At 28.0% G+C, this 25,813-nt stretch carries 31 protein-coding genes; all 31 read left to right on the top strand.

Annotated elements, in window-relative coordinates; genetic code table 11:
• The first annotated feature begins 7 nt into the window (after positions 1-7).
• The 31 genes from fliM (at position 8) to ispG (ending at position 25,767) form a co-directional block, all read left to right on the top strand.
• A complete protein-coding gene (fliM, locus tag N4A48_RS04390; protein WP_293664592.1) occupies positions 8-1,012 on the top strand; it encodes a flagellar motor switch protein FliM in 1,005 nt (334 codons plus the stop codon).
• Positions 1,002-2,174, top strand: a complete 1,173-nt coding sequence (gene fliY / locus N4A48_RS04385; RefSeq protein WP_293664591.1) for a flagellar motor switch phosphatase FliY — start codon at positions 1,002-1,004, stop codon at positions 2,172-2,174. The genes fliM and fliY overlap by 11 nt, the downstream gene beginning before the upstream one ends.
• 32 nt (positions 2,175-2,206) lie before the next feature.
• Complete coding sequence (locus tag N4A48_RS04380; RefSeq protein WP_293664590.1) at positions 2,207-2,569, top strand: response regulator; 363 nt, start codon at positions 2,207-2,209, stop codon at positions 2,567-2,569.
• Positions 2,570-2,595: 26 nt separating this feature from the next.
• On the top strand, positions 2,596-2,856 hold the full coding sequence (locus tag N4A48_RS04375; protein WP_293664589.1) for a flagellar biosynthetic protein FliO: 261 nt from the start codon (positions 2,596-2,598) through the stop codon (positions 2,854-2,856).
• Positions 2,843-3,598: a flagellar type III secretion system pore protein FliP gene (gene fliP, locus N4A48_RS04370; RefSeq protein WP_293664588.1), complete on the top strand. Its 756-nt coding sequence runs from the start codon at positions 2,843-2,845 to the stop codon at positions 3,596-3,598. Before N4A48_RS04375 ends, fliP begins: the two co-directional genes overlap by 14 nt.
• 15 nt (positions 3,599-3,613) lie before the next feature.
• Positions 3,614-3,883 (top strand): flagellar biosynthesis protein FliQ, encoded by a 270-nt coding sequence (gene fliQ, locus N4A48_RS04365; protein WP_293664587.1) that lies wholly within the window; start codon positions 3,614-3,616, stop codon positions 3,881-3,883.
• Between the two features lie 13 nt (positions 3,884-3,896).
• Positions 3,897-4,682 (top strand): flagellar biosynthetic protein FliR, encoded by a 786-nt coding sequence (gene fliR / locus N4A48_RS04360; RefSeq protein ID WP_293664586.1) that lies wholly within the window; start codon positions 3,897-3,899, stop codon positions 4,680-4,682.
• A gap of 5 nt (positions 4,683-4,687) precedes the next feature.
• Positions 4,688-5,776: a flagellar biosynthesis protein FlhB gene (gene flhB, locus N4A48_RS04355; protein ID WP_293664585.1), complete on the top strand. Its 1,089-nt coding sequence runs from the start codon at positions 4,688-4,690 to the stop codon at positions 5,774-5,776.
• Between the two features lie 64 nt (positions 5,777-5,840).
• The gene (gene flhA / locus N4A48_RS04350) at positions 5,841-7,832 is read left to right on the top strand and encodes a flagellar biosynthesis protein FlhA (protein ID WP_443081744.1); all 1,992 of its coding nucleotides are present in this window, start codon (positions 5,841-5,843) and stop codon (positions 7,830-7,832) included.
• 1 nt (position 7,833) lies between these two features.
• Entirely contained in the window at positions 7,834-9,018 is a 1,185-nt protein-coding gene (gene flhF / locus N4A48_RS04345; RefSeq protein WP_293664583.1) for a flagellar biosynthesis protein FlhF, read from the top strand.
• Positions 9,002-9,889, top strand: a complete 888-nt coding sequence (locus N4A48_RS04340) for a MinD/ParA family protein (protein ID WP_293664582.1) — start codon at positions 9,002-9,004, stop codon at positions 9,887-9,889. The genes flhF and N4A48_RS04340 overlap by 17 nt, the downstream gene beginning before the upstream one ends.
• Before the next feature lie 8 nt (positions 9,890-9,897).
• Positions 9,898-10,545, top strand: coding sequence for a flagellar brake protein (locus N4A48_RS04335; RefSeq protein WP_293664581.1), 648 nt, complete (start codon positions 9,898-9,900; stop codon positions 10,543-10,545).
• 1 nt (position 10,546) lies between these two features.
• Positions 10,547-11,617, top strand: a complete 1,071-nt coding sequence (locus N4A48_RS04330; RefSeq protein WP_293664580.1) for a protein-glutamate methylesterase/protein-glutamine glutaminase — start codon at positions 10,547-10,549, stop codon at positions 11,615-11,617.
• Between the two features lie 3 nt (positions 11,618-11,620).
• On the top strand, positions 11,621-13,663 hold the full coding sequence (locus N4A48_RS04325; protein WP_293664579.1) for a chemotaxis protein CheA: 2,043 nt from the start codon (positions 11,621-11,623) through the stop codon (positions 13,661-13,663).
• A gap of 12 nt (positions 13,664-13,675) precedes the next feature.
• Positions 13,676-14,107 (top strand): chemotaxis protein CheW, encoded by a 432-nt coding sequence (locus N4A48_RS04320; protein ID WP_293664578.1) that lies wholly within the window; start codon positions 13,676-13,678, stop codon positions 14,105-14,107.
• 37 nt (positions 14,108-14,144) lie between these two features.
• A complete protein-coding gene (locus N4A48_RS04315; RefSeq protein WP_293664577.1) occupies positions 14,145-14,768 on the top strand; it encodes a chemotaxis protein CheC in 624 nt (207 codons plus the stop codon).
• Positions 14,761-15,246, top strand: coding sequence for a chemotaxis protein CheD (locus N4A48_RS04310; RefSeq protein ID WP_293664576.1), 486 nt, complete (start codon positions 14,761-14,763; stop codon positions 15,244-15,246). Before N4A48_RS04315 ends, N4A48_RS04310 begins: the two co-directional genes overlap by 8 nt.
• Before the next feature lie 17 nt (positions 15,247-15,263).
• A complete protein-coding gene (locus N4A48_RS04305) occupies positions 15,264-15,596 on the top strand; it encodes a hypothetical protein (RefSeq protein WP_293664575.1) in 333 nt (110 codons plus the stop codon).
• A gap of 16 nt (positions 15,597-15,612) precedes the next feature.
• Entirely contained in the window at positions 15,613-16,362 is a 750-nt protein-coding gene (locus N4A48_RS04300) for a sigma-70 family RNA polymerase sigma factor (RefSeq protein WP_293664574.1), read from the top strand.
• A gap of 9 nt (positions 16,363-16,371) precedes the next feature.
• The gene (locus N4A48_RS04295; RefSeq protein WP_293664573.1) at positions 16,372-16,725 is read left to right on the top strand and encodes a hypothetical protein; all 354 of its coding nucleotides are present in this window, start codon (positions 16,372-16,374) and stop codon (positions 16,723-16,725) included.
• A 4-nt stretch (positions 16,726-16,729) separates the two neighbouring features.
• Positions 16,730-17,311 carry a hypothetical protein gene (locus N4A48_RS04290; RefSeq protein WP_293664571.1) on the top strand — a complete coding sequence of 194 codons (582 nt, stop codon included), beginning with the start codon at positions 16,730-16,732 and terminating at the stop codon, positions 17,309-17,311.
• A gap of 152 nt (positions 17,312-17,463) precedes the next feature.
• A complete protein-coding gene (gene rpsB / locus N4A48_RS04285) occupies positions 17,464-18,180 on the top strand; it encodes a 30S ribosomal protein S2 (RefSeq protein WP_293664570.1) in 717 nt (238 codons plus the stop codon).
• A gap of 52 nt (positions 18,181-18,232) precedes the next feature.
• A complete protein-coding gene (gene tsf / locus N4A48_RS04280) occupies positions 18,233-19,147 on the top strand; it encodes a translation elongation factor Ts (protein ID WP_293664569.1) in 915 nt (304 codons plus the stop codon).
• Positions 19,148-19,210: 63 nt separating this feature from the next.
• Positions 19,211-19,924 (top strand): UMP kinase, encoded by a 714-nt coding sequence (gene pyrH / locus N4A48_RS04275; RefSeq protein ID WP_293664568.1) that lies wholly within the window; start codon positions 19,211-19,213, stop codon positions 19,922-19,924.
• A gap of 2 nt (positions 19,925-19,926) precedes the next feature.
• Entirely contained in the window at positions 19,927-20,484 is a 558-nt protein-coding gene (gene frr / locus N4A48_RS04270; RefSeq protein WP_293664567.1) for a ribosome recycling factor, read from the top strand.
• A 1-nt stretch (position 20,485) separates the two neighbouring features.
• A complete protein-coding gene (locus tag N4A48_RS04265; RefSeq protein WP_293664566.1) occupies positions 20,486-20,686 on the top strand; it encodes a hypothetical protein in 201 nt (66 codons plus the stop codon).
• Positions 20,687-20,718: 32 nt separating this feature from the next.
• A complete protein-coding gene (locus N4A48_RS04260) occupies positions 20,719-21,453 on the top strand; it encodes an isoprenyl transferase (RefSeq protein WP_293664565.1) in 735 nt (244 codons plus the stop codon).
• 10 nt (positions 21,454-21,463) lie between these two features.
• Positions 21,464-22,240, top strand: coding sequence for a phosphatidate cytidylyltransferase (locus N4A48_RS04255; RefSeq protein WP_293664564.1), 777 nt, complete (start codon positions 21,464-21,466; stop codon positions 22,238-22,240).
• A 158-nt stretch (positions 22,241-22,398) separates the two neighbouring features.
• On the top strand, positions 22,399-23,565 hold the full coding sequence (locus tag N4A48_RS04250; RefSeq protein WP_293664563.1) for a 1-deoxy-D-xylulose-5-phosphate reductoisomerase: 1,167 nt from the start codon (positions 22,399-22,401) through the stop codon (positions 23,563-23,565).
• Positions 23,566-23,701: 136 nt separating this feature from the next.
• On the top strand, positions 23,702-24,709 hold the full coding sequence (gene rseP / locus N4A48_RS04245) for an RIP metalloprotease RseP (RefSeq protein ID WP_293664562.1): 1,008 nt from the start codon (positions 23,702-23,704) through the stop codon (positions 24,707-24,709).
• A gap of 11 nt (positions 24,710-24,720) precedes the next feature.
• Complete coding sequence (gene ispG / locus N4A48_RS04240) at positions 24,721-25,767, top strand: flavodoxin-dependent (E)-4-hydroxy-3-methylbut-2-enyl-diphosphate synthase (protein ID WP_293664561.1); 1,047 nt, start codon at positions 24,721-24,723, stop codon at positions 25,765-25,767.
• The last annotated feature ends 46 nt before the right edge of the window (positions 25,768-25,813 follow it).

Genomic DNA, 25,813 nt, shown 5'->3' with positions numbered 1-25,813 from the left:
GGAGTAGTTGTCTGAAATATTATCGCAAAGTGAAATAGATGCATTACTGGATGCTTTAAATACAGGAGAAGTAGATGTTGAAGAGATTCAGGAAGATACGAAAGAAAAAAAGATAAAAAAATATGATTTTAAGAGTCCTAAAAAACTAGCAAAAGATCAATTGCGAACTCTTCATATAATACATGATAACTATTCTAGGTTGTTAAATACTTTTTTATCTGGATATTTAAGAAGCTTTATTCAAGTAGATGTGCTTTCCGTAGAAGAGCTATCATATTATGAATTTAGCAACTCAATATCTAATCCAGCTATGTTGACTACGGTAGATTTTAATCCTTTACCGGGACAAATGTTATATGAAATATCTACAGGGCTTTCATTCTGTATTATAGATAGAATATTAGGCGGAGATGGAAACTATCAAGGAGAAATAAGAGGTTTTACAGAAATTGAAACAACTATACTAACTAAGATGCTTAAACAAATTATAAAACTTTTTATTGAACCTTGGGAAAATGTAATAGAACTTTTTCCGAAAGTTGACAAAATCGAGACTAATTCGCAATTTGCACAAATTGTTTCCCCTAATGAAACGGTAGCGTTAATAACTTTAAAAGCTAAAATTGGAGAAGTTGAAGGGCTTATAAATATTTGTATTCCACATATTGTTTTAGAGCCTATTTTACCAAAGTTGAGTACTAAGTTTTGGTTTTCAACCTCTTCCAACAATAAAAAAATAACTCCAGAAGAAAAAGTAGTATTAGAGAAAAAAATAAAAAAATCAGATTTAAATGTAGTTGCTGAATTGGCTCAAACAAATATAACCGTAGGTGATTTTCTAAATCTTCAAATAGGCGATATTATAAGTTTAGGAAAAGAAGTTAATGAACAGTTGGATATAAAAGTCTCAGATAAATTTAAATTTAAAGGTTCTCCTGGTACCAAGAAAAATAAGTATGCTATAAAGATAATACAAGTCATTGAAAAGGGTGATGATAATTATGATGAATGATATGCTATCACAAGAAGAAATCAATGCTCTTTTAAAGGGTAGTTTGGAAGAAACTTCTTCTGAAGATACAGATGAAGTTTTATTAAATGATATAGAAAAAGATGCTGTTGGAGAAATTGGAAATATAAGCATGGGAACTTCTGCTACCACATTATTTACCTTGCTAGGACAAAAAGTAAATATAACTACTCCAACTGTAGATATCGTTACTTTAAATGAAATGGCAAGTAGATATCCATTGCCATTTGTTGCTGTTGAAGTAGGATATAAAGAAGGACTAACGGGAAGTAATTTGTTGGTTTTAAAAGAGGATGATGTTAAGGTTATTACTTCGCTTATGATGGGGGGAGATGGAAAATCAAATCTTCCAGAAGAATTAGATGAAATACATTTAAGTGCTATAAGTGAGGCTATGAACCAAATGATAGGTTCCTCTGCCACTGCACTATCTGATATGATATCAAAGAAAATAGATATAAATCCACCTAAAGTGTATAAAGTTAATCTATCTAATAAAGATTATGATTTCAAATTCATGAAAAATGATGAAAAGATAGCAAGGATTTCATTTAAAATGACTATAGGTGATTTAGTAGATAGTAATATAATGCAATTGCTACCTATTGACTTTGCTAAGAGTTTGGTTGATAATATGTTATATGGGGATTCTGGAAATGTATCATTAAATCAGACAAATAGCAACAATAGTAATAGTGAACCTGCTCCTGTTAGCAATAAGCATGTTCAAGAAGTATCTAATATGGCTCAACAAAGTACTTATAATCAAAATACACAACCTATTGAATCACAAGTAAATGCTCAACCAGTAAATGTTCAGCCGGTAAATGTTCAACCAGTAAAATTTGAAAGCTTTGAATCTCAAAATGTTAATTCAAATAACATGCCTGAGAATATAGATATAATTAAAGATGTATTATTAAATGTAACTGTAGAGTTAGGAAGAACTAAAAAAAGTATAGATGATATATTAGAATTTTCTCCAGGTACAATAATAGAATTAGATAGATTGGTAGGCGAACCATTAGATATATTAGTTAATTCTAAAAAAGTGGCAAAAGGAGAAGTTGTAGTAATAGATGAAAATTATGGTATAAGAATAACTGATATTATAAAACCTGAAAAAAGATTAAGATCAATATAATAAATAAAAGTGAAATAAGGAGGAATTTTGAAATGTCAAAAAGTATATTATTAGTAGATGATGCAGCTTTTATGAGAATGATGATTAAGGATATATTAGTTAAAAATGGTTACGATGTTGTTGGGGAAGCTGAAAATGGATTGAAGGCAGTTGAAAAGTATAAGGAATTAAAACCAAATCTTGTGATAATGGATATCACAATGCCTGAATTAGATGGTATAGAAGCTGTTAAAGAAATTAAAAAAATAGATCCAGCAGCTTGTGTAATAATGTGTTCTGCTATGGGTCAACAAGGGATGGTAATTGAAGCTATTCAATCAGGAGCTAAAGATTTTATAGTTAAGCCTTTCCAAGCAGATAGAGTATTAGAAGCGGTAAAAAAGGTTTTAGGGTAGAAATTATGCATATAATCAACCTAATTATGAAAATACTAGGGTATACATGTATTTTTATAATAATACTTTATTTGGCTCATATTACATCTAAATATTTAGCAAAAAAAAATGAGCTTATTAATAAAAATAAGAGTATTAAAATAAAAGAAAGACTTTTGATAAATAAAGATAAAGAGTTGATTTTAATTATGTATAGGAATAGAGAATATTTGATAGGAATTTCTCAAGATAAGTTCACTAAAATAGATACTTTTGATAATAAGGATGATATAAGTGAAGAAATTTAGAAAAATTTTTTTTGTTGTTATGGCTTTTTTATGTACAACGAGTTTAACATGGGGTCAACCAGAGGTACCTAATATTTCACTACAGGTAAATGGAAGTACAGATCCTGGGAATTTGAGTAATACTGTGGAAATAATATTATTATTTGCTGTTCTTTCATTATTACCTACAATAATAATAATGATGACTTCGTTTACCAGAATAATAATAGTTCTATCTTTTTTGAGAAATGCTCTAGCTACTCAACAAAATCCACCTACTCAAGTTTTAATTGGACTTGCTTTATTTTTAACATTTTTTATAATGGCTCCTGTAGGAACTGAAATTTACGATAATGCGTTAAATCCTTATTTTAATCAACAGATAACTCAAGAAGAAGCTTTTACAAAAGGTATGGAACCTGTAAGAAATTTTATGTTTAGGCAAACTAGACAAAAAGATATTTTGCTTTTTACTGAAATAGCGAAAATAAAAACAAATGAGGATTTGAAATTGAATGATATTCCAAATAGAGTTCTTATTCCATCTTTTTTGATAAGTGAACTTAAAACAGGATTCCAAATGGGGTTTGTTCTATTTATACCTTTTATAATTGTAGATATGGTTGTTGCAAGTACATTAATGTCTATGGGTATGATGATGCTACCTCCTGTAATGATATCTCTTCCATTCAAAGTATTATTATTTATACTAGTAGATGGTTGGAATTTAGTTGTTAAATCTATAGTATTAGGTTTTAAATAAAAGGGAAGTGAAAAAGTGGATGTAAGCTCTGCTGTTAATTTAGGGCAACAAGCTCTAACTATGATTTTAATGTTAGCATCTCCAATATTGATATTAAGTCTTGTAGTAGGTTTGTTGGTAAGTATATTTCAAGCTACAACGCAAATACAGGAAGCTACCTTGTCATTTGTACCTAAAATTGTTGTTACATTTTTGTCACTAGTTTTGTTTGGACACTGGATGATAAACACTATTGTTAATTTCACTCAAAATTTATTTTTAAATTTTGATAAGTTTATGAAATAAAAGAGATGATAATATGAATGAAGTTTTAAACCAAATATTAAATTATGTAAATGTGTACATGCTTATATTAGCAAGGTGTATAGGTTTATTTATAGCATCACCTGTATTCGGAAGGAAAAACCTTCCGAATATTTTTAAATTGGGATTTTCAGTAATATTAGCGTATATAGTACTACCATTTATAGATAGTTCTAATTTTGAATATATGACATTTTTACAGATATTATTTTTAGCAATAAAGGAATTAATGATAGGCTTGGTTATAGGGTTCATAGCTTTTATAGTTTTTTCTAGTTTTTTTATGACAGGATCTTTTATAGATAGAGAATTAGGATTTAGTATGGCAAATGTAGTAGATCCTCAATATGGATTTCAAGTACCTATTACTGGAAATTTGATTTATATAATAGCTACACTAATATTTTTAATAGTTGATGGGCACCATTATTTAATAAAAGCTTTAATTAACAGTTTTTATATAGTACCTATCAATAATGAGATAATTTTAAATTCTAATATACTGAAGTTTACAATAGACATATTTAATTATATATTTGTTATGGCAATTAAAATATCAATACCGATAACTATAATAATATTATCTACAAATCTAATATTAGGTATATTAGCTAGAACTATGCCTCAGATGAATGTTTTTGTTGTTGGGATGCCCATTAAAGTAATATTAGGATTATTGATACTTTCTATTGTATTTCCATATTATGAACCTATAATGGAAACTATATTTAAGGATATGTATAAATTCATATTTAATATTACAAAAATACTCCAAGGGTGATATAAATGAGTTATATAAATATAAATCTACAGCTTTTTTCAGGAGAAAAATCAGAAGAAGCTACTCCTAAGAAAAAACAGGAAGCTAGAAAAAAAGGACAGGTAGTCCAAAGTAAAGAAATAACTTCAGCTATTACATTGTTATTTTCTTTATTAAGTTTAAAATATTTGGGTAAATATATAGTATCTAATTTTTATGAATGTGTTTTATTTTTTAAAAATAATTTTTTTGACATTGAATTTGATAATACATTAATAGGATATAGAGTATTAATATATATTTTTTATTTTGCATTAAAAATAGGACTTATAATAGTACTTATAAATGCTAGTATAGCATTTATAAGTAGCAAAGTTCAAGTTGGAAATTTATTCACAACTGAAAATTTGAAATTTAAGTTTGATAAGTTAAATCCTATAGAAGGTTTTAAAAGGATGTTTTCTGCAAAAGCTTTATTTGAATTTGCCAAATCAAGTTTTAAAATAATAATTTTAGCCTCAATAGCTTATTATTATATGAAAAAAAATATAGTGTATATTTTCAAAAGCATTAATCTAAACAAATTTCAGATTTCATACAATCTCTTAGATTTAACTCTTAGTTTAGGAATAAAATTATCGTTATATCTTTTGATACTATCTATATTTGATTATGCATACCAATTATATGAACACAACAAAAACTTAAAAATGTCAAAACAAGAAATTAAAGAAGAGTATAAGCAATCAGAAGGAGATCCACAAATAAAATCAAAAATAAAAGAAAAGCAGAGAGAATCTGCAATGAAGAGAATGATGCAAGATGTTCCAAAGGCGGATGTTATAATAACAAACCCTACTCATTTTGCTGTTGCTATAAAATATGATGAAACTCAAAGTGATGCCCCATATATAGTTGCAAAGGGCAAAAATATGGTGGCTTTAAAAATAAAAGAAAAAGCTAGAGAAAGTGATGTGCCAATAATAGAGAATAAACCGCTAGCAAGGCAGTTATATGCAACCGTAAATATAGGAGATATAATACCTCCTGAGCTGTATGAAGCTATAGCAGAAATACTTGCTTATGTATATTCGTTAAAAAATGTGACTAGATAGGGTGGTTAAAGTGAAAAAATCAGGAGATATTATAGTTACCTTAGGTATTATAGGTATAATTTTAATGATAATAATACCTGTACCTTTGTTTATGCTTGATATACTTTTAAGTTTAAATATATCTTTATCGTTACTAATACTTTTGATTGCTATATATAATAAAGAAGCTTTGGAATTTTCAGTATTTCCATCCTTGCTATTAATTACAACGATGTTTAGGCTAGCACTTAATATAACTACTACTAGATATATATTATGGACAGGTAGTGCTGGTAATGTAATAGAAGCGTTTGGTAACTTTGTAATGGGAGGAAACGCATTAGTTGGTTTTATAGTATTTATTATAATAGTTATAATTCAATTTATGGTAATAACTAAAGGAGCAGAGAGAGTATCTGAGGTAGGAGCAAGATTTACACTTGATGCTATGCCAGGAAAACAAATGGCAATAGATGCAGATTTAAATTCAGGTCTTATAGATGAAAGAGATGCTAGAGATAGAAGAAAAAAGATACAAATGGAAGCAAATTTTTATGGAGCTATGGATGGTGCATCTAAGTTTGTAAAAGGAGATGCCATTGCAGGTATAATGATAGCAGGTATTAATATACTAGCTGGATTTGTTATGGGAGTAGTTTTTCAGAAACTTTCAATTCAAGAAGCTGTAGTTAGGTATACGCTATTAACTGTTGGAGATGGACTTGTATCTCAGGTACCAGCTTTATTAATTTCAACAGCTACAGGTATAGTTGTTACTAGAGCTGCATCTGAATCCAATCTTGGAAAAGATATTATAAGTCAGCTTTTTAGAGAACCTAAAATAATGTATATAATAGCAGGTGTTCTATTTTCTTTAAGTTTAACACCTCTACCATTTATTCCATATTTCACTTTATCTATATTATTTATATTTATAGGAATTAGTTTAAAGAAGACGAATGAAAGTATAGAAGAAGATAATGAAGATTCTCAAAAACAAGGAGATGAAGTTAGTGAAGAAATAGAGGATATAAGAAAACCTGAAAATGTACTGCCACTTCTACAAGTTGATTCTATTGAACTGGAATTTGGTTATGGAATAATACCTCTTGCAGATAAATCTCAAGGAGGAGATTTATTTGATAGATTGGTTATGATTAGAAGACAATGTGCTCTTGAAATGGGAATTATTGTTCCTATGATAAGATTAAGAGATAATATACAACTTGAGGCCAATGAATATATTATAAAAATAAAAGGTATAGAAATGGCTAGAGGTGAAATAATGTTTGATCACTATCTTGCTATGAATTCAGGAGTTGCAGAAGGTGATGTAGTTGGTATTGACACAGTAGAACCTGCATTTGGACTTCCTGCAAAATGGATAGATGAAAAGGAAAGAGAAAAGGCAGAAATATTTGGATATACAGTTGTAGATCCTCCATCGATAATATCTACTCATTTGACAGAGGTTATAAAGAAATACACATATGAATTATTAGGAAGAGAAGAAGTCAAAATGTTAATAGATAATCTAAAGGAAACTAATGCGGCCTTAGTGGATGAAGTTATACCAAATTTATTCTCGCTAGGGGAACTTCAAAAGGTTTTATCAAATTTATTAAAAGAAGGCATATCTATAAGGAATTTACCTACAATTTTAGAAACATTAGGGGATTATGGTGTTTTAACTAAAGATTCAGATACATTAACAGAATATGTAAGACAGTCTTTATTTAGGTCTATTACAAAGCAATTTATACCTAATAATCAAGCTAAAGTTATAAACTTAGATCCTAATTTAGAACAAGTAATAATGGATTCTATACAGCAAACAGAGACGGGAAATTATTTAGCTTTAGATCCTCATATTTCTCAAAGTTTGATAGAGAGCTTAAGTAAAGAAGTAGAAAAATTACTATCAATAGGAGAACAGCCTATAATAGTAACTGCTCCTATTATCAGAATATACTTTAAAAGATTTATAGATCAAATTAGTGATGACATAATAGTTCTTTCGTATAATGAAATAGACCCTAAAGTCAAAATACAATCTGTTGGGACGGTGAGTATATAATATGCAGATAAAGAAATTCGTTGCAGATAATGCCCAAGAAGCAATAAAGAAGGTAAGAGATGAATTGGGTGATAATGCTGTAATAATACACACTAAAAAAATAAAAACAAAAGGCATATTTGGAATTTCTAGTAAGGAAAAAGTAGAAGTATTGGCTGCGTTAGAACAAGAAGACGTAGATAATAAAAACTCTATACCTCAAAAAACACAAACAGAAGAATTAAATAAAAGTACAAAAATACCAAATAAACCTAAAAAAGAATATACAATAGATAGTTATAATAGTTATAATAGAAGTAAGGATGTAAGTGAAATAAATGAACAAATACAAGAATTAAAAAATATGATGATGAAAATAAACAATAAAGTAAATATTAACTTTAATAATGATATTAATAGTAAACATGGTTTTAAAGAAAATTATGAATTATTAGAGAGGATAGGGTTATCTAAAGATTTAATTGAAGATATATTTAGCAATATAGAAGATAACTATTTTGATTATGAAGATTTTATAAAACATATAAAAAAATACTTTATTGAAAGATTTAAAAAATACGATTCCGAAAGTGTAGATTTTGATGGGAAAGTTAACATATTTGTAGGGACAACAGGTGTTGGTAAGACTACAACTCTAGCAAAGCTTGCTTCTCACCAAGTATTGAAGAATGATAAAAAGGTAGGATTTCTAACGCTTGATACTTATAGAATTTCTGCGGTTGACCAACTGAAAATATATGCAGATATATTAAATGCTCCTCTAGAAGTGGCATATGATTTAGATGATGTTTCATATTCTATACAAAGATTAAAGAATAGAGATACAATATTTGTAGATACAGCTGGAAGAAGCCATAAAAATAAAGAACATATGAAAGAATTAAAACAGTTTATAAATTGTTTTAACCAAAAAAATATTTTTTTGGTTTTAAATGCTAATTGGCATATAGAAGATATAAAGGAAATTGTACAAAATTATAGTTTTTTAGATGATTACAAAATTATAATAACAAAAATAGATGAAACATCTAGAGTTGGGGTTATATTGGATATAATATATAATTTTGGGAAAGAAATAAAATATGTAACCTATGGACAAAACGTTCCTGATGATATAGAAGAATTTCATATTGAAAAAATAGTTGATTATATTTTAGGGGGGGGAGACAGTGGATCAAGCCTCTAAACTTAGAAGTGCTATTTTGAAAAAAAATAGATATAATTATTCGCCTGAAAGTAACAAAAATTTAGATTCAAATCCTAGAGTTATATGTGTATCTAGTGGAAAAGGTGGAGTAGGTAAGACAAATTTCACATTAAATTTGGCTTTAGCATTAAGGAAAAAGGAAAATAGAGTATTAGTAATTGATGCTGATTTAGGTCTTGCTAATATAGAAATTTTATTAGGAATAGATATAAAATATGGATTTATAGATTTGGTAGAGGATAATATAAAAATAGAAGATATTATGGTAGATGGACCACTCGGAATAAAAATAATTTCTGGTGGAGCTGGAATTAGTGAAGTTGCTGATTTACCGATATATAAGATTAATAAAATACTAAATAATATGATTTATTTAAAAGAACATGTGGATTTTATATTAATAGATACAGGAGCTGGAATATCAAAATCTGTAATGTCATTCATACTAGCAGCTCAAGAAGTTATTGTAGTAACTACACCTGAACCTACATCAATAGCAGATTCATATGCACTAATAAAAGTGATTACAAAGAAAACGAATGAAAAAGCAATAAATATGGTTATAAATAGAGCTGATAACAAAAAAGAAGCAGAAATTACATTTAAAAAAATGGAAATGGTATCAAAACGATTTTTAAATAAGCCAATAAAGTATTTAGGATATATAAGTGATGATAAAAGTGTTAGAAATTCAGTAAAAAAACAAATTCCTTTTATGTTGAATTCACCTAATTGTTTAGCAAGTAAAAATCTAGAAAATATTTGTGATTCAATATTAGGTAGTGTAGAAGATGGAAATAAATTCAATAATTTTATAAACAAACTGTCTAATTTATTTTTAGGGGGGTAAATATTTTTATGGAATATAAAAATTTTTTTGAGATAGGAGATAAACTAGAAATTAAAGTAATAGATGGTTATGTAGATGTGAATAAAGAGCTGGTAAGTCAATTGATGGAAAAAATATCTAATGATGAATATATAGTAGCTATGCCGATATATAAAGGTAAGGTAATAAATATACCTAAGGGTAGCAAGGTGAGAATTATTTATAGCATAAAGGAAAAAGGAGTTTATTACTTTGATGCAAAGGTTATATATAGAAATAATGATAACATTCCGTATATAAAAATAAAACAAATTGATGAAACCAAAATAAAGCAAAGAAGAAATTATTATAGACTACCTATTAGTAATAAAATTTCTATTTACGATGAAGAAGATTTTATTGCTGATGGATATACAAAAAATCTAAGTGAAGGTGGGCTTAGATTCATATCTGACGTTAAATTAGATTTAAATAAAGTAGTAATCTGTAATATTTGTATAGATGATAAAAAATTAAATATAAAATCAGAAGTCATTAGGTGTAATGTATATGAAAAAAATTTAGAACATTTTGAGATTAGCCTTAGATTTATTGAATTATCTAAAAGTATCAGAGATTATATAGTTTCTTATATATTTAAGCAGCAAAGAATATTAAGGCAAAAAGGATTGATTTAATATGAAAAAAATAAAAGTATTGATAGTTGATGACTCAGCTTTTATAAGAAAACTTATAAAAGATATTTTGTCTTCAGATGAAGAGATAGAAGTTGTGGATTTTGCAAAAAATGGAAAAGAAGCCATTGAAAAATTAATGAAAAATGAAATTGATGTTGTAACACTAGATGTTGAGATGCCACTTATGGATGGAATTGATACATTAAAGCAGATTATGATAAAAAAACCCACATCTGTTGTAATGTTAAGTAGTCTTACAAAAAATGGAGCAGACTTAACTATAAAGGCATTAGAATTAGGTGCTGTTGATTTCATAACTAAACCATCAAATATTTTCAAAATAAATAATGATGACATGAAGAATTTGGTTATAGATAAAGTGAAGGTAGCATCTACTGTTAAATCATACAATAAAAATTATACTAAAAAAATAAAAACTATTGATAAGGTTAAAAATAATATAAATAAGAGTTTTAGTAAAAAAGATAATATAGATAGTATAGTAGCTATAGCTACATCAACAGGAGGTCCTAGAGCCTTACAAAATGTAGTAACTGATTTATCTAGCGATATTAATTCTCCAGTAGTTATAGTTCAGCATATGCCTGCTGGGTTTACAAAGTCACTAGCTAACAGATTAGACAATATGTCAAGCCTACATGTTAAGGAAGCTGAAGATGGTGAATTATTAAGAAATAATACGATATATATAGCACCTGGGAATAGACATATGAAGTTTAAAAAAGAGAGAACTAGTATAAGAATAATTTTAGATGATGGGGAAAAAATATCTGGACATAAACCATCTGCAGATGCAATGTTTTATTCATTAAGTGAAATAGATATAAAAAAAATAATAGCCGTAGTAATGACGGGAATGGGAAGTGATGGCTCTAAAGGTTTAAAAAAACTAAAAGAATCAAAAAATAATATTATATCCATTGCCGAGGATGAGTCTACTTGTGTAGTATTTGGGATGCCAAAGAGTGTTATAAACTTAGGTTTGGCAGACAAAGTAATTCCAATTAATTATATAGGAAAAGAAATTAATAAATTAATGGGGAGGTTTTAGATTATGTTTGATTTAGAACAATATATAGATATGTTTTTAGATGAATCAAAGGAACATTTGGATAATTTGAATCAAAGATTATTAGATTTGGAAAATGATGCTTCCAATATGGAGATAGTGAATGAAATATTTAGAATAGCCCATACGTTAAAAGGAATGTCTTCTACTATGGGATTTACAAAAATGGCTAACCTTACACATAAAATGGAAAATGTACTTGATGATATAAGAGGTAATAAATTAAGTATAAATACAAATATAATAGACATACTATTTGAAGGATTGGATATATTAGAAGGATTTGTAAAGAGTATTGAAAACGAAGGTTCTGAATCAGATAAATCTATAGAAAGTATACTAAATAGATTAGAAAACATAGAAAATGAAGAAGATGAAGAAGATGAAGAAGCTGATGGTGAATGGAACTATATAAATGATGTAATAGGTAAAGCAAAAGCTGGTGGTTTAAATGTATATGATGTAAAAGTAACTTTAGACGAAAGTTGTATGCTAAAATCAGCTAGAGCATTTTTAGTATTTAAATCAGTTGAAGAAGATGGTGAAATAATATATTCAAATCCATCTGTTGAAGATATAGAAGATGAAAAGTTTTCAAATTCTTTTGATATAACAGTTATTACAAAATTGAACGAAAATATTTTAGCAGATAAAATTAAAAATATATCTGAAGTTAGTTTAGTTGAAATAGAAGAAGTGACAGATGTAAAAATCAGTGATTTAGATGAAGATAATGAGCAAATTGTAAATGATGACATAAATGATAAAAATGAAACTAATGGGAAAAATATAAATAATGATAAACAAATACAAAATAAATCGAAAACAGAAAAGTCAGGAAAGTCAGGAAAGTCGGCTAAAGCTGGAAAGTCAGGAAAGACAGGAAAAACAGTAAGAGTAGATATTGATAGATTAGATAATTTGATGAATCTAGTCAGTGAACTTATAATAGTAAAAACTAGATTAGAAGATACAGATATATCTTCTAAAACTCAAAATATGAATGAAGCGATAGAGTATTTAGAGACTATAACTACAAGTCTTCACGACGCTGTAACTAAAGTTAGAATGGTTCCTATAGAAAGAGTTTTTAATAGATTTCCAAGAATGATAAGAGATTTATCAAAAGAATTAAATAAAGAAATTAATTTGATAATGGAGGGTGAGGAGACCGAAGTAGATAGAACTGTAATAGATGAAATTGGAGATCCTCTTATACATCTTTTAAGAAACTGTATAGATCATGGAATAGAAACGCCTGAGATTAGAAAATCTTTAAATAAAAGCGAATTTGGGACAGTTAAATTATCTTCTTATCCAGATGGAAACAATGTTGTTATAGAGATTTGTGATGATGGAGCAGGAATAAATGTTGAAAAAGTAAAAAATAAAGCTATAGAAAAAGGTGTAGTAACTAAAGAACAATCTCTTTTAATGGATGATAAAGATGCAGCAAACTTAATTTTTTCTCCTGGATTTAGTACAGCAGATAAAATATCTGATATATCTGGACGTGGTGTAGGTCTGGATGTGGTTAAAACAAAAATAGAAGCATTAGGAGGTATTGTAGAGCTAGAGACTCAAATTAATATGGGTACTAGATTTATAATCAGACTACCGTTGACATTAGCAATAATTCAAGCTTTATTAGTTATGGTTGGAGAAGAAAAATATGCAATACCATTAAATAACATAAAAGAAATAACTAATATAGACAGAAATGATATAAGAAAGGTAGAAGGAAAAGATATTGTTTTATATAGAGAAAAAACTCTTCCACTTGTAGATTTAGCAAATGTAATAGAGTTAGAAAAGGAAGATATAGAACATTCGGAAGAATCTACTGTTGTAGTTGTAAAAAAAGGAGATAAAGATTTAGGTGTAATAGTTGATCAGCTTATAGGACAACAAGAAATAGTAATAAAATCATTAGGGAAATATTTAAGTGGGATTAATTTTATAGCAGGTGCTACAATTTTAGGAAATGGTAGCGTAGCGCTTATAATAGATACAAATTCTCTATTTTAAGGGGGGGTAAAAATGGTAGAAAATACTCAAGAAAGATATGTTATTTTTAAATTAAAAAGTGAATTTTATGGAATTAATATAAATTATGTTCAAACCATAGAGAAGATGATTGAAATAACAAGGGTACCTAAAGCAAATGCATATGTAAAGGGAGTTATAAACTTAAGAGGAGAAATTGTACCAGTAATAGATTTGAGAAAAAGGTTCAATATAGAAAGTTCAAGTTATGATAAAGATTCTAGAATAATAGTAAACAAAATAGATGATATGTTAGTAGGATTTGTAGTAGATTCAGCAACAGAGGTAAAAGAAATATACAAAGAAGATATAGATTATTCTATAGTCGATGAAGGATTTAATGATGGATTTATTAAAGGAATTGGTAAAATAGAAGAACAAATAATAATATTAATAGATATTAATAAAGTGTTAGATAATAGTTAAAAGTTAATATTAGGGGTGGAGGAGGAAAATCTAAAAAATGAATTTCAAATTGGAAAATTTACAAGATTTATATATAGATATTCTTAAAGAAATTGGAAATATAGGTGCAGGAAATGCTGCTACTTCTCTTTCTAAAATGGTTAGTTCTAAAATAGATATGGAAGTTCCTGCTATTGAAATATTAGAAATAGAAAAAACAGTTGAAATTTTAGGTGGCGAAGAATTAATAGTAGCAGGAGTTTATATAGAGTTTCATGGAGATATAAATGGAACTATGCTTTTAATATTAGACAAATTATCCAGTGATAATTTATTGAGTATGTTATTTAAAAAACCATGCGAGGGTGAGTTTTATAATGATATGGAATTGTCGGCACTTCAAGAAATTGGGAATATATTGGCTAGCTCATATATAAACTCTATATCAGCTTTTTCTAATCTAAAGGTCAATATATCAGTACCATCTGTCAGTATAGATATGGCAGGGTCTATACTTAGTGTTCCAGCTATAGAATATGGACAAGTTAGTGATAAAATAATTTTAATAGAAAATAGGTTAAAAGAAGGGAAAAATGAAATTGTAGGTAATTTTTTCTTGATGCCAGATATGGATTCTTTTAAGGTGTTATTTAAGAGTCTAGGAGTGTTAAATGATGAATAATCTTATAAAAGTTGGTATGGCTGATTATAAAATAGGAAAAAATGATGATTCCTTAATAACCTTAGGATTAGGATCTTGTGTTGGAATTATTCTATACGATAAATTTAAAAAAATAGCAGGAATGGCACATATAATGCTTCCGAACAGTAAGGATATAAAAAACAATTCAAATAAAGCCAAGTTTGCTGATACTGCATTAGAAGAAATGTTAAATGATATGATTAGACAGGGTGCTTCAAAAAATAGAATGGTAGCTAAAATAGCAGGAGGAGCACAGATGTTTAATATATCAATAAAAAGTGATACATTAAATATAGGAAAAAGAAATGTTGAAGCAGTAAAAAGAATATTATCTGAATATAGAATAAACATTATATCTGAAGATGTATTAGGAAATCATGGTAGAACTATAGAATTTAATTGCATCAATGGAGAATTATCTATAAAGACAATAGGAAAAGGCAAAAAAATAATATAATCTAAAGGTGTGATTATATGAAAAAAATTAAGAAATTGCATGTATTTTTAATAATAAATTATTTTATCTTGTTTACGTGTGGAATATATGTATTGATTAGTCGCATTAGTTTTTTCAAATTTATAAGTAGATATTTAACTCTGGCAGTAGCAATAAATGCAATACTATTAATATTTTTTAATCTTATACTAAAAAATATTAATAAAAAAGAACAAAGTATAGAGATATCTATACCTCCTATGGAATCAGAATTGAAAGACTTGTTAAATAACCAGACTGAAGATGAATTAGAAGATGAAATAGAAGATGAGGAATTTAAAGAAGTAAATTTTGAAAATCTAAACAGTTAAATAGGGGTGTATTTAGATGGTTAGAGAAGATGTGTGGGTTAGATACAAAAACTCGAAAAATTTTGAAGAAAAAAGCGAATTGAAAAAAGAAATTATATTAGAATATATTAATTTAGTTAAAATAATTTCGGGCAGACTCTATAATTATTATGGAGCTAATATTGAATATGATGACTTGATGAGCTATGGGGTTATAGGTCTTATAGATGCTATAGAAAAATATGACTATACAAAAAATATCAAATTTCAAACATATGCATCTGTTAGAATAAGAGGTGCTATAATCGATGAAATAAGAAATTTAGATTGGATACCAAGATCTATAAGACAAAAATCAAAGCTTCTGAAAGATACTTATTCTAAATTAGAGAATAAATTAGGAAGAGAGCCATCTATAAAAGAAATTAGTAATGAACTTGGAAAAGATGATAAAGAAGTATTAAAAATGTTAGAAGAAACGAATATATATAATTTAGTTTCTTTAGAAGAAGAATTAAATGAAAATTTAAAGATACAAATAAAGGACATTTCTACTGAAATCAGTCCTGAAGAATCGCTGTTAAAAAAAGATACAATAAAAAATTTGAAATTAGCACTTGATACTTTAAATGATAGAGAACAGTTAATAGTTAATTTATATTATTATGAAGAATTAACATATAAGGAAATAGGTAAGGTGTTGAATATATCTGAATCTAGAATATCTCAAATTCATAGCAAGTCAATATTAAAAATGAAATCAAAATTGGAATTTCTGCAAACTTAGGAGGGAAAAATGAACATAAATTACGTAATTATAATAATAGCTTTGATTACGTGTATAGTTAGTATGATTTTGCTATTTAGAGTTTTAAAACAGTTTGTACAACGCCAGAGTAACGTTGAAAAGTTAAAAGAGTATGATTCTATTATGAACTATATGCAAAAAATTGATAAAAATACAAAAGAGTTAATGGATAATATGAAAAAGCCAAGTGATTATAGAAATGAATCCTATAAAAAAAATATAGAATATTCAAATGAAGTAGAAAAACTTGAATCTCTAGGATTTTCAAAAGAAGAAATTGCAAAAAAAACTAATAAAAGTATTCGTGAAGTTGAACTAATTTTAAGACTAAAAAGAGGATAATAACATGGAAAAGCATAATGAAATACAAAAAATTATTTTTTTTACACTATTTATGGGAATTTCAATAGGGCTTATAACATCTTCTTTAATTAATATAAATTTTAATAAAACAAAAGAAGTTAGTATTTTAGAAAATGAAAAAAAAATAGAAAAAAAAGAGAATATAGAACAAATATTAGTACAGGAAGATACTATTGAAAATGAATTTGTGAATATAAATATAAAAAGTGGATATACTTGTAATGAAATTACAGATCTTCTTTATCAAAAAGAATTAATATCTAATAAAGAAGATTTTAAAATAATTTATAATATTATGTTGTTTGATGTATACGGGGCAGGAGATTCATTGACTGAAAAAGGAATTGTAAGCAAAGGATGGAAAATAAAAACTTTAACTGAGATTATTTTATCTAAAAGAAATAAAGTTGTAGATATATTATATAAAGATGGATTAGTAGATGATAAATATGGACTTGATACTATTTTAAACTCTGTTAATTCTAACAAAAAAATAGTTTATGGTGAAAAAAAGATAAAAAAAGGGTCATCTAATATAGAAATTATAGATATATTAACAAAATAAACTAGAAAAACATATTGTAAATGAAATTACTATATGCTATACTATCAGAGGCGAAAATATTACACACGATTTAGAATTCTTAAGAAGGTGCCTATTTGGGTTTTTTAAGAAAATGACTAAATCGGAGGAAAAAACCATAGGAGGTGCTGTAAATGGCAGTTATATCAATGAAACAATTATTAGAAGCTGGTGTACACTTTGGACACCAAACAAGAAGATGGAATCCTAAGATGTCTAAGTATATATTTACTGAGAGAAATGGAATATACATCATCGATTTACAAAAGACAGTTAAAAAGGTTGAGGAAGCTTATAAGTTTGTTAAAGAAGTTGCTGAGACTGGGAAGCCAATATTATTTGTTGGAACTAAGAAACAAGCTCAAGATGCTATAAAAGATGAAGCAGAAAGAGTTGGAATGTACTATGTAAATGAGAGATGGTTAGGTGGAATGTTAACAAACCACAAAACTATCAAAAACAGAATCAAAAAATTAGTAGAATTAGAAAAAATGGAAGAAGAAGGAGTATTTGAAGTTCTTCCTAAAAAAGAAGTTATAAAGTTAAAGCATGAAAAAGAAAAACTAGAAAAATACTTAAATGGAATCAAAGAAATGCCTGAATTACCAGGAGCTTTATTTATAGTTGATCCAAGAAAAGAAAAAATAGCTATACAAGAAGCTCATAGATTAGGTATTCCAGTTGTTGCTATAGTTGATACTAACTGTGATCCAGAAGAAGTAGACTATGCAATTCCAGGTAATGATGATGCTATAAGAGCCGTTAAATTGATAACTGCTGCAATGGCTAATGCAATAGTAGAAGGAAGACAAGTTATAGAGGAAGAGCAAGAAGAAGTACAAGAACAATAAACTGGTAAGGAACTTGGTTCCTTACCTTTAATAATATATGGGAGGCGATTTTATGGCAATTACAGCTGCAATGGTAAAAGAAATCAGAGTAAAAACTGGTGCAGGAATGATGGATTGTAAAAAGGCTTTAACTGAAGTTGATGGAGATATGGAAAAAGCGATAGATTTATTAAGAGAAAAGGGACTTGCTAAAGCTGCTAAAAAATCAGGAAGAGTAGCTGCTGAAGGTTTAGTAGATATGTGTATGTCTGATGACAATAAAGTAGCATCTATAGTTGAAGTTAACTCAGAAACAGATTTCGTTGCTAAAAACGATGATTTTAAAAAGTTTGTTAAGGATGTTGCTGTTACTGTATTAAAAACAGATAATACTGATATTGAATCTTTAATGACTCAAAAATATATAGATTCAGAAGAAACAGTTCAAGAAGCACTTAACTCTAAGATAGCGACTATCGGAGAAAACATGAATGTAAGAAGATTTGAAAAGTTTGAAGTTGAGAACGGACAAATTGCAGGATATATTCATGGTGGTGGAAAAATAGGAGTATTAGTTGCTCTAGAAACAGCATCTGATTCTGAAGAAGTTATAACTTTAGGAAAAGACATAGCTATGCAAGTTGCTGCTATGAATCCTAAATATATATCAAGAGATGATGTTGATGAAGCTTACATAGCTCATGAAACAGAAATATTAAAGCAACAAGCTTTAAATGAAGGAAAACCAGCTCAAATAGTTGAAAAAATGGTAGTTGGAAGATTAAATAAGCAATTACAAGAAGTATGCCTACTTAATCAAACATTCGTAAAGAATCCTGATTTAACAGTTGAAAAGCTTATTAAAGAGGTTGCTACTAAATTAAGTACTGAAATTAAAGTAGCTAACGTTATGAGATTTGAAGTTGGAGAAGGTATAGAAAAGAAAGAAGAAAACTTTGCAGAAGAGGTTGCTAAGCAACTTAAATAATATAAAAAGAGAACACTTTTGTGTTCTCTTTTTTAGAAGAATATTGAATGGGGGACTTTGTTTATGGATAAACCTATATATAAAAGGGTACTATTAAAGTTAAGTGGAGAAGCTTTAGCTGGAGAAATGAAAACTGGAATAAATAATGAAGTTGTAAATGAAATAGCATTATCTATAAAGGAATTACATGAAATGGGAGTTGAAGTTGCTATTGTTGTAGGAGGTGGTAATTTCTGGAGAGGTAGAACTAGTGAAGGTATGGATAGAACTACTGCTGATCATATAGGAATGCTTGCTACTGTTATGAATTCTTTAGCTATGCAAGATGCACTAGAAAATATAGGGGTTTTAACTAGAGTCCAAAATGCTATCGAGATGAGACAAATTGCAGAACCATACATAAGAAGAAAAGCTATGAGACATTTGGAAAAAGGTAGAGTTGTTATATTTGCATCTGGAACTGGAAATCCTTATTTTTCAACTGATACGGCAGCGGCATTAAGAGCAGCAGAAATAGAAGCAGAAGTTATACTTTTAGCAAAAAAAGTAGATGGTGTATACGATAGTGATCCTATGATAAATCCAGAAGCTAAAAAGTTTGATACGCTTTCATATATGGAAGTGCTTAAAAGAGGCCTTAAAGTTATGGATTCAACTGCAACTTCTTTATGTATGGATAATAAAATACCTATAAGGGTATTTGGATTAAATAATTCTAAAAATATAATTGATGTGGTTCAAGGAAAGAAGATAGGAACTATAGTAGAGGAGGAATAATAATGAAATTAGAAGTTCATAAGGTTTTAGAAGAAAAAATGGGAAAAACAATGTCTGTTTTAAAAGAAGAATTAGGAGTAATAAGAGCTGGAAGAGCTAACCCTGGAATGCTTGATAGAGTTATGGTTGATTATTATGGAGCTCAGACTCCACTTAAACAAGTAGCTACAGTATCTGCTCCAGAACCTAGATGTTTAGTTATACAGCCTTGGGATATGTCTGCTCTTGGAAGTATTGAAAAGGCTATTCAACTTGCTGATTTAGGATTTAACCCTACTAATGATGGTAAGATGATAAGAATAGTAATTCCTCAACTTACAGAAGAAAGAAGAAAAGATTTATTTAAACTTGCTAGTAAAACATCAGAAAATGCTAAAGTAGCTCTTAGAAATGAAAGAAGAGATGCTAATGATAAATTAAAGAAAATGCAAAAGGATTCTGAAATAACAGAAGATGATTTGAAAAAGGCACAAGATGAAGTTCAAAAAATAACTGATAAAAATATAAAATTAGCAGATGAACTTTTAGCTAAGAAAGAAAAGGAAATAATGGAGGTTTAGTTTGAATTATTTTGATTTATTTGGAATTGAACTTTCAAAAGCAAAACAAGTACTTGAAAATAAAAATATAAAGTATATAATAAAAGAGACTAATGGACATAAGGATAAAGAGTTATTAGTATGTCCTAGAGTTGTCAATATTAAAGAATCAAATAATTATATAGAACTTGTTGTCACATATTTTTCTAACTCCTTATTATAAGGAGTTAGAAAAATATTTGATTGGAGGAAAACATGGAGAAAAATACATTAAACTATATAGATAAAAATAATATACCAAATCACATAGCTATTATAATGGATGGAAACGGGCGATGGGCTAAGAAAAGGTTTTTACCTAGAACGTTTGGACATAAGGCTGGAGTTGAAACAATAAGAGAAATTGTTAAGGAATGTAGTAGTTTAGGGATTAAGTATTTGACATTGTATGCTTTTTCTACAGAAAATTGGAAGAGACCTAAAGATGAAGTGAGTGCACTTATGAATTTATTAATACAATATTTAAAAAAAGAAATAAAAGAGTTACATGAGAATAATGTTATCTTTAATACTATAGGAGATATAAGTTATTTGCCCAATGCTGCTATTGAGGAAATTCAAAAATCAAAAGAAGTTACTAAAGACAATACAGGGCTGACACTTACATTGGCTTTAAATTATGGAAGTAGAAATGATATAAAAAATGCTATTGTTAATATACTTAAAGATTATAAAAATAATAGAATTGATATAGATGATGTTGATGAAGAATTTATTAGAAATTATTTAAGTACCAAATCATTACCAGATCCTGATATATTAGTTAGACCTAGTGGAGAATATAGAGTTAGTAACTTTTTATTGTGGGAAATAGCTTATTCTGAATTTTGGTTTTCTGATATATACTGGCCAGACTTTAGAAAAGAAAATTTACATAAACTTATTTTGGACTATCAAAGTAGGGAAAGAAGATTTGGAGGACTTAAATAGGAGGATTTATATGTTTGTTAGAATAGTATCTTCGATAATATTACTGCCAGTTTTAGTAATTATCTTAATTAATGGAGGAATTCCTTTGTATTTAGGGGTTACAGTTATTTCATTAATTGCTATAAAAGAATTTTACGATGCTTTTAGAGAAAAAAATTTGAATTCAGTTAGTTGGTTAGGGTATTTATCAACTTTAAGTATTTATTTTGGATCAATTTCAAAAATAGATAGTAGATATATAGCATGTAGTTTTTTTATTGTTTTTTTTATATTATGTATATTACTTGTTATGAGAAAGTATAATATTATTGATATGAGTATAACTTTTCTTGGGATAATATACATACCATATCTTTTGAACCATATTATATTGATTTCGAAATTTTCAAATTATAATTACATATATTTGATTTTTGTAATAGCATGGATGACGGATACATTCGCTTATTTTAGTGGTTATTTCTTTGGTAAGCATAAATTAATACCTAAGGTTAGTCCTAAGAAGACTATAGAGGGAAGTATAGGAGGAGTTATCGGAAGTTCTTTATCTTGTATTGTATTTGGATATATATTTGGGTTTGATTTGATACATATGGGAATAATAGGACTTATAGGAAGTATGATAGCTCAAATTGGAGATTTATTTGCATCTTCAATAAAAAGGTTTTTAGAAGTTAAGGATTATGGAAAATTAATACCTGGACATGGAGGTATATTAGATAGATTTGATAGTATAATTTTAACAGCTCCTTTTGTTTATTATTATATATACTTTTGTATCAAGTGAAACTTATCCAGAAGTTGTAGAGTTCTCATCTCTAACCTGAAGAGGATGGAGTGTTAGAACTCTTAGCTTTCGGATAAACTAAAAGAATAAATTTAAATTTAGAGCTTCAGAGTTTTCTGAGGCTATTATATTACGCTGTTTAATAAGGGGTGAAAAATATGAAAAAAATATCTATTTTAGGATCAACAGGATCTATAGGTACACAGGCTTTAGATGTTGTTAGAAATAATAAGGAAAAATTTAAAATAGAGGCTTTGGCTGTAAATACTAGTATAGATATGCTAAAAAAGCAAATAATAGAGTTTAGACCAAAAGTAGTTGCTGTTTATAATAAAGATAAAGCTGATGAGTTAAAAGAAATTTTACCAAAGGAATTAGGAGTAGATATATATTCAGGAATGGAGGGTTTAAGAACCATAGCATCTTTAGATGGTGTAGATATAGTTTTAACAGCTCTTGTAGGAATGATAGGACTGGTTCCTACTTTAGAAGCTATTAAATACAGAAAAACAATAGCACTTGCAAATAAAGAAACACTTGTGACTGCAGGTAGATTAGTTATGAATGAAGCAAAAAAAATGGGAGTTAATATTCTTCCGGTTGACAGTGAACACTGTGCTATATTCCAATGCTTAAATGGAGAAAAAAATAAAGAAATTGAAAAAATAATATTAACAGCCTCAGGAGGACCTTTTAGAAATAAAACAAAAGAACAACTTATAAATGTAACTAAGAATGAAGCCTTAAAACATCCTAACTGGAGTATGGGAAGAAAAATAAGCATAGATTCAGCTACTTTGATGAATAAAGGGCTGGAAGTTATAGAAGCAAAGTGGTTATTTGGAGTTGATTCAAGTGATATAGATGTATTAGTGCATCCTCAAAGTATAGTACATTCTATGGTACAGTTTATAGATGGGTCAGTTATAGCTCAACTTGGTAATCCTGATATGAAGCTTCCTATACAGTATGCACTTTCATATCCTGATAGAATATATAATGACTATGAAAGGTTAGACCTTGCAAATATAAGTTCCTTAACATTTGAAAAGCCAGATATTAATACTTTCCCATGCTTAAAGCTTGCTTATGAATGTTTAGAAAAAGGTGGAACTTATTCTACTGTTTTAAATGCAGCTAATGAAATTTTGGTGAGTGAATTTTTAAATGATAAAATTAAGTTTTATGATATACCTATGTATATAGAAAAAGCGTTGGAAAAGCATTCTAGCATAAAAGAACCTACATTAGAAGAAATATTATATATAGATGATTGGAGTAGAGAATTTGTAAAAGAGAGTATAAAAAATTCGTCTACTCGCTAACGCGGTGACTCATGTCGCCAGCGATCCTTACAGGCTCCGTTGCTCAAAAATAGTTGTAAGTACACTTGTTCAATCAATGTTATTCACAAAACAAAAAATTTTAATACCTTAAGTAATAAAATAGGAAGGTGAAAATATGAATATGATAATATCTATTATTATAGCGCTTATAGTATTTGGAATACTTGTTTTATTTCATGAGTTTGGTCATTTTATAGTTGCTAAAAAATCAGGGGTTAAGATACATGAATTTGCTATAGGAATGGGACCTAAAATTTATTCATATAAGGGTTATGAAACAGAATATTCACTTAGAGTATTACCTATAGGTGGATACGTTAGAATGGAAGGGGAAGATGAAGAATCTAGTGATCCTAGAAGTTTTAATAATAAAAATATATTTCAAAAGATAAGTATAGTATTTGCTGGGCCTTTAATGAACTTTATGCTAGCTATATTACTATTCACAATAATGTTTATGTATAAGGGAGTTCCAGGAACTATTATAGAAAACACTATTGATAACTTACCAGCTCAGCAAGCTGGAATTAAAGAGGGAGATAAGATATTAAAAATAAACAATTCTAGTATAAAAAATTGGTATGATATAAGAAAAACAATATCCTCTTCTACTACCGATACTATAAAAATTCATGTAAAAAGAGATGGGGATGTACTGGAATATAATATTACACCTAAATATGACGATGGCAAAAAAATGATAGGTATAGAGCCTAGATATGAAAAAAATATAGTATCATCTTTTAAATATGCTGTAAAGCAAACATTTTCTATATTAGGGCAAATGATAGATTTCCTGGGAAAAGCTATAAAGGGAAATGTATCAAAAGATGAAGTTGCAGGTCCTGTAGGTATAATAAATGTGGTAGGAAAAGCCGCAGATGCGGGAGTAGTAAATGTTATATTCTTAGCAGCTGTTATAAGCATAAATTTAGGATTATTTAATTTACTTCCTGTACCAGCTTTAGATGGAGGACGAATTGTATTCTTGCTTATAGAACTTATTAGAGGAAAGAAAATGGATCCAGAAAAAGAAGGATCTATACATTTTATAGGATTTGTTGCATTGATGCTTTTAATGGTATTTACGATTTATAACGATGTATCTAGAATAATTAAATAGAAGGTGATTTTTTGAGAAAATTAACAAAAGAGGTTTATTGTGGTGATGTTAAGATAGGAGGAAATAATCCTATATCTATTCAGTCAATGACTAATACGGATACCAGAAATGTAGAAGCTACGATAAATCAAATAAAAGACCTTGAAAAAGTAGGTTGTGATATAGTTAGAGTTGCTGTTCCTGATATGGATGCAGCTTTAAAGTTGGGTGAAATAAAAAAAACTATAAACATACCTATTATAGCAGATATACATTTTGATTATAGATTAGCCCTTGAAGCTATAAATCAAGGGGTGGATGGACTTAGAATAAATCCTGGAAATATAGGAAGTACTCAAAGAGTAAGAATGGTAGTTGAAAAAGCTAAAGAAAAAAATATAAAAATAAGAATAGGTGTGAATGGAGGATCTTTAGAAAAAGATTTACTTGAAAAGTATAAAAAGGCTACACCAGATGCTTTAGTAGAAAGTGCAATGAGACATATAAGAATTTTGGAGGGTATGGATTTTTATAATATAGTTATATCTTTAAAGTCTAGTGATATACATACCACTATAAAGGCATATGAACTTATGTCTGAAAAGGTAGATTATCCACTTCATATTGGTATAACAGAATCTGGAAGTATAAAAAAAGGAACAATTAAATCATCTATAGGAATAGGATATTTATTACTTGAAGGAATAGGTGATACTATAAGGGTATCTTTAACTGGAGATCCTAAAGAAGAAATATTTGTAGGTAAAGAAATTTTAAAATCTATAGGACTATTAGAGGAAGGGATTAAGGTTATATCTTGCCCAACTTGTGGAAGATGCAATATAGATTTAATAAATATAGCATCAAAGGTTGAAGAAGAAATAAAAGATATAGATAAAAAGATGACTGTAGCTATAATGGGATGTGCTGTTAATGGACCTGGAGAGGCAAGGGAAGCTGATATTGGTATAGCTGGTGGAAATGAAAATGCAATTTTATTTAAAAAAGGTGAAATTGTAAAAAAAATAAAGAGTGATGATTTAGTAAATGAATTAATAAGTGAAATAGAAAAATTCTAGACTTTTTAGTCTAGAATTTTCATTGTTAATCTATATATTGAAGCTT

This window comes from Tepidibacter sp., from assembly GCF_025210165.1.
Taxonomy (GTDB): domain Bacteria; phylum Bacillota; class Clostridia; order Peptostreptococcales; family Peptostreptococcaceae; genus Tepidibacter_A.
The sequence above is the reverse complement of the archived record's forward strand: the minus strand, read 5'-3'. Positions and strand labels throughout refer to the sequence as shown.

Coding starts and splice junctions, on each gene's coding strand:
- N4A48_RS04335 (WP_293664581.1), top strand. CDS start 9,898: ATGGAATATAAAAATTTTTTTGAGATAGGAGATAAACTAGAAATTAAA.
- N4A48_RS04375 (WP_293664589.1), top strand. CDS start 2,596: ATGAAAATACTAGGGTATACATGTATTTTTATAATAATACTTTATTTG.
- rpsB (WP_293664570.1), top strand. CDS start 17,464: ATGGCAGTTATATCAATGAAACAATTATTAGAAGCTGGTGTACACTTT.
- N4A48_RS04325 (WP_293664579.1), top strand. CDS start 11,621: ATGTTTGATTTAGAACAATATATAGATATGTTTTTAGATGAATCAAAG.
- rseP (WP_293664562.1), top strand. CDS start 23,702: ATGAATATGATAATATCTATTATTATAGCGCTTATAGTATTTGGAATA.
- N4A48_RS04315 (WP_293664577.1), top strand. CDS start 14,145: ATGAATTTCAAATTGGAAAATTTACAAGATTTATATATAGATATTCTT.
- fliY (WP_293664591.1), top strand. CDS start 1,002: ATGATGAATGATATGCTATCACAAGAAGAAATCAATGCTCTTTTAAAG.
- flhF (WP_293664583.1), top strand. CDS start 7,834: ATGCAGATAAAGAAATTCGTTGCAGATAATGCCCAAGAAGCAATAAAG.
- N4A48_RS04295 (WP_293664573.1), top strand. CDS start 16,372: ATGAACATAAATTACGTAATTATAATAATAGCTTTGATTACGTGTATA.
- frr (WP_293664567.1), top strand. CDS start 19,927: ATGAAATTAGAAGTTCATAAGGTTTTAGAAGAAAAAATGGGAAAAACA.
- N4A48_RS04310 (WP_293664576.1), top strand. CDS start 14,761: ATGAATAATCTTATAAAAGTTGGTATGGCTGATTATAAAATAGGAAAA.
- flhB (WP_293664585.1), top strand. CDS start 4,688: ATGAGTTATATAAATATAAATCTACAGCTTTTTTCAGGAGAAAAATCA.
- N4A48_RS04250 (WP_293664563.1), top strand. CDS start 22,399: ATGAAAAAAATATCTATTTTAGGATCAACAGGATCTATAGGTACACAG.
- N4A48_RS04260 (WP_293664565.1), top strand. CDS start 20,719: ATGGAGAAAAATACATTAAACTATATAGATAAAAATAATATACCAAAT.
- N4A48_RS04380 (WP_293664590.1), top strand. CDS start 2,207: ATGTCAAAAAGTATATTATTAGTAGATGATGCAGCTTTTATGAGAATG.
- fliR (WP_293664586.1), top strand. CDS start 3,897: ATGAATGAAGTTTTAAACCAAATATTAAATTATGTAAATGTGTACATG.
- N4A48_RS04320 (WP_293664578.1), top strand. CDS start 13,676: ATGGTAGAAAATACTCAAGAAAGATATGTTATTTTTAAATTAAAAAGT.
- N4A48_RS04330 (WP_293664580.1), top strand. CDS start 10,547: ATGAAAAAAATAAAAGTATTGATAGTTGATGACTCAGCTTTTATAAGA.
- N4A48_RS04255 (WP_293664564.1), top strand. CDS start 21,464: ATGTTTGTTAGAATAGTATCTTCGATAATATTACTGCCAGTTTTAGTA.
- tsf (WP_293664569.1), top strand. CDS start 18,233: ATGGCAATTACAGCTGCAATGGTAAAAGAAATCAGAGTAAAAACTGGT.
- N4A48_RS04305 (WP_293664575.1), top strand. CDS start 15,264: ATGAAAAAAATTAAGAAATTGCATGTATTTTTAATAATAAATTATTTT.
- N4A48_RS04290 (WP_293664571.1), top strand. CDS start 16,730: ATGGAAAAGCATAATGAAATACAAAAAATTATTTTTTTTACACTATTT.
- pyrH (WP_293664568.1), top strand. CDS start 19,211: ATGGATAAACCTATATATAAAAGGGTACTATTAAAGTTAAGTGGAGAA.
- flhA (WP_443081744.1), top strand. CDS start 5,841: ATGATAATAATACCTGTACCTTTGTTTATGCTTGATATACTTTTAAGT.
- N4A48_RS04300 (WP_293664574.1), top strand. CDS start 15,613: ATGGTTAGAGAAGATGTGTGGGTTAGATACAAAAACTCGAAAAATTTT.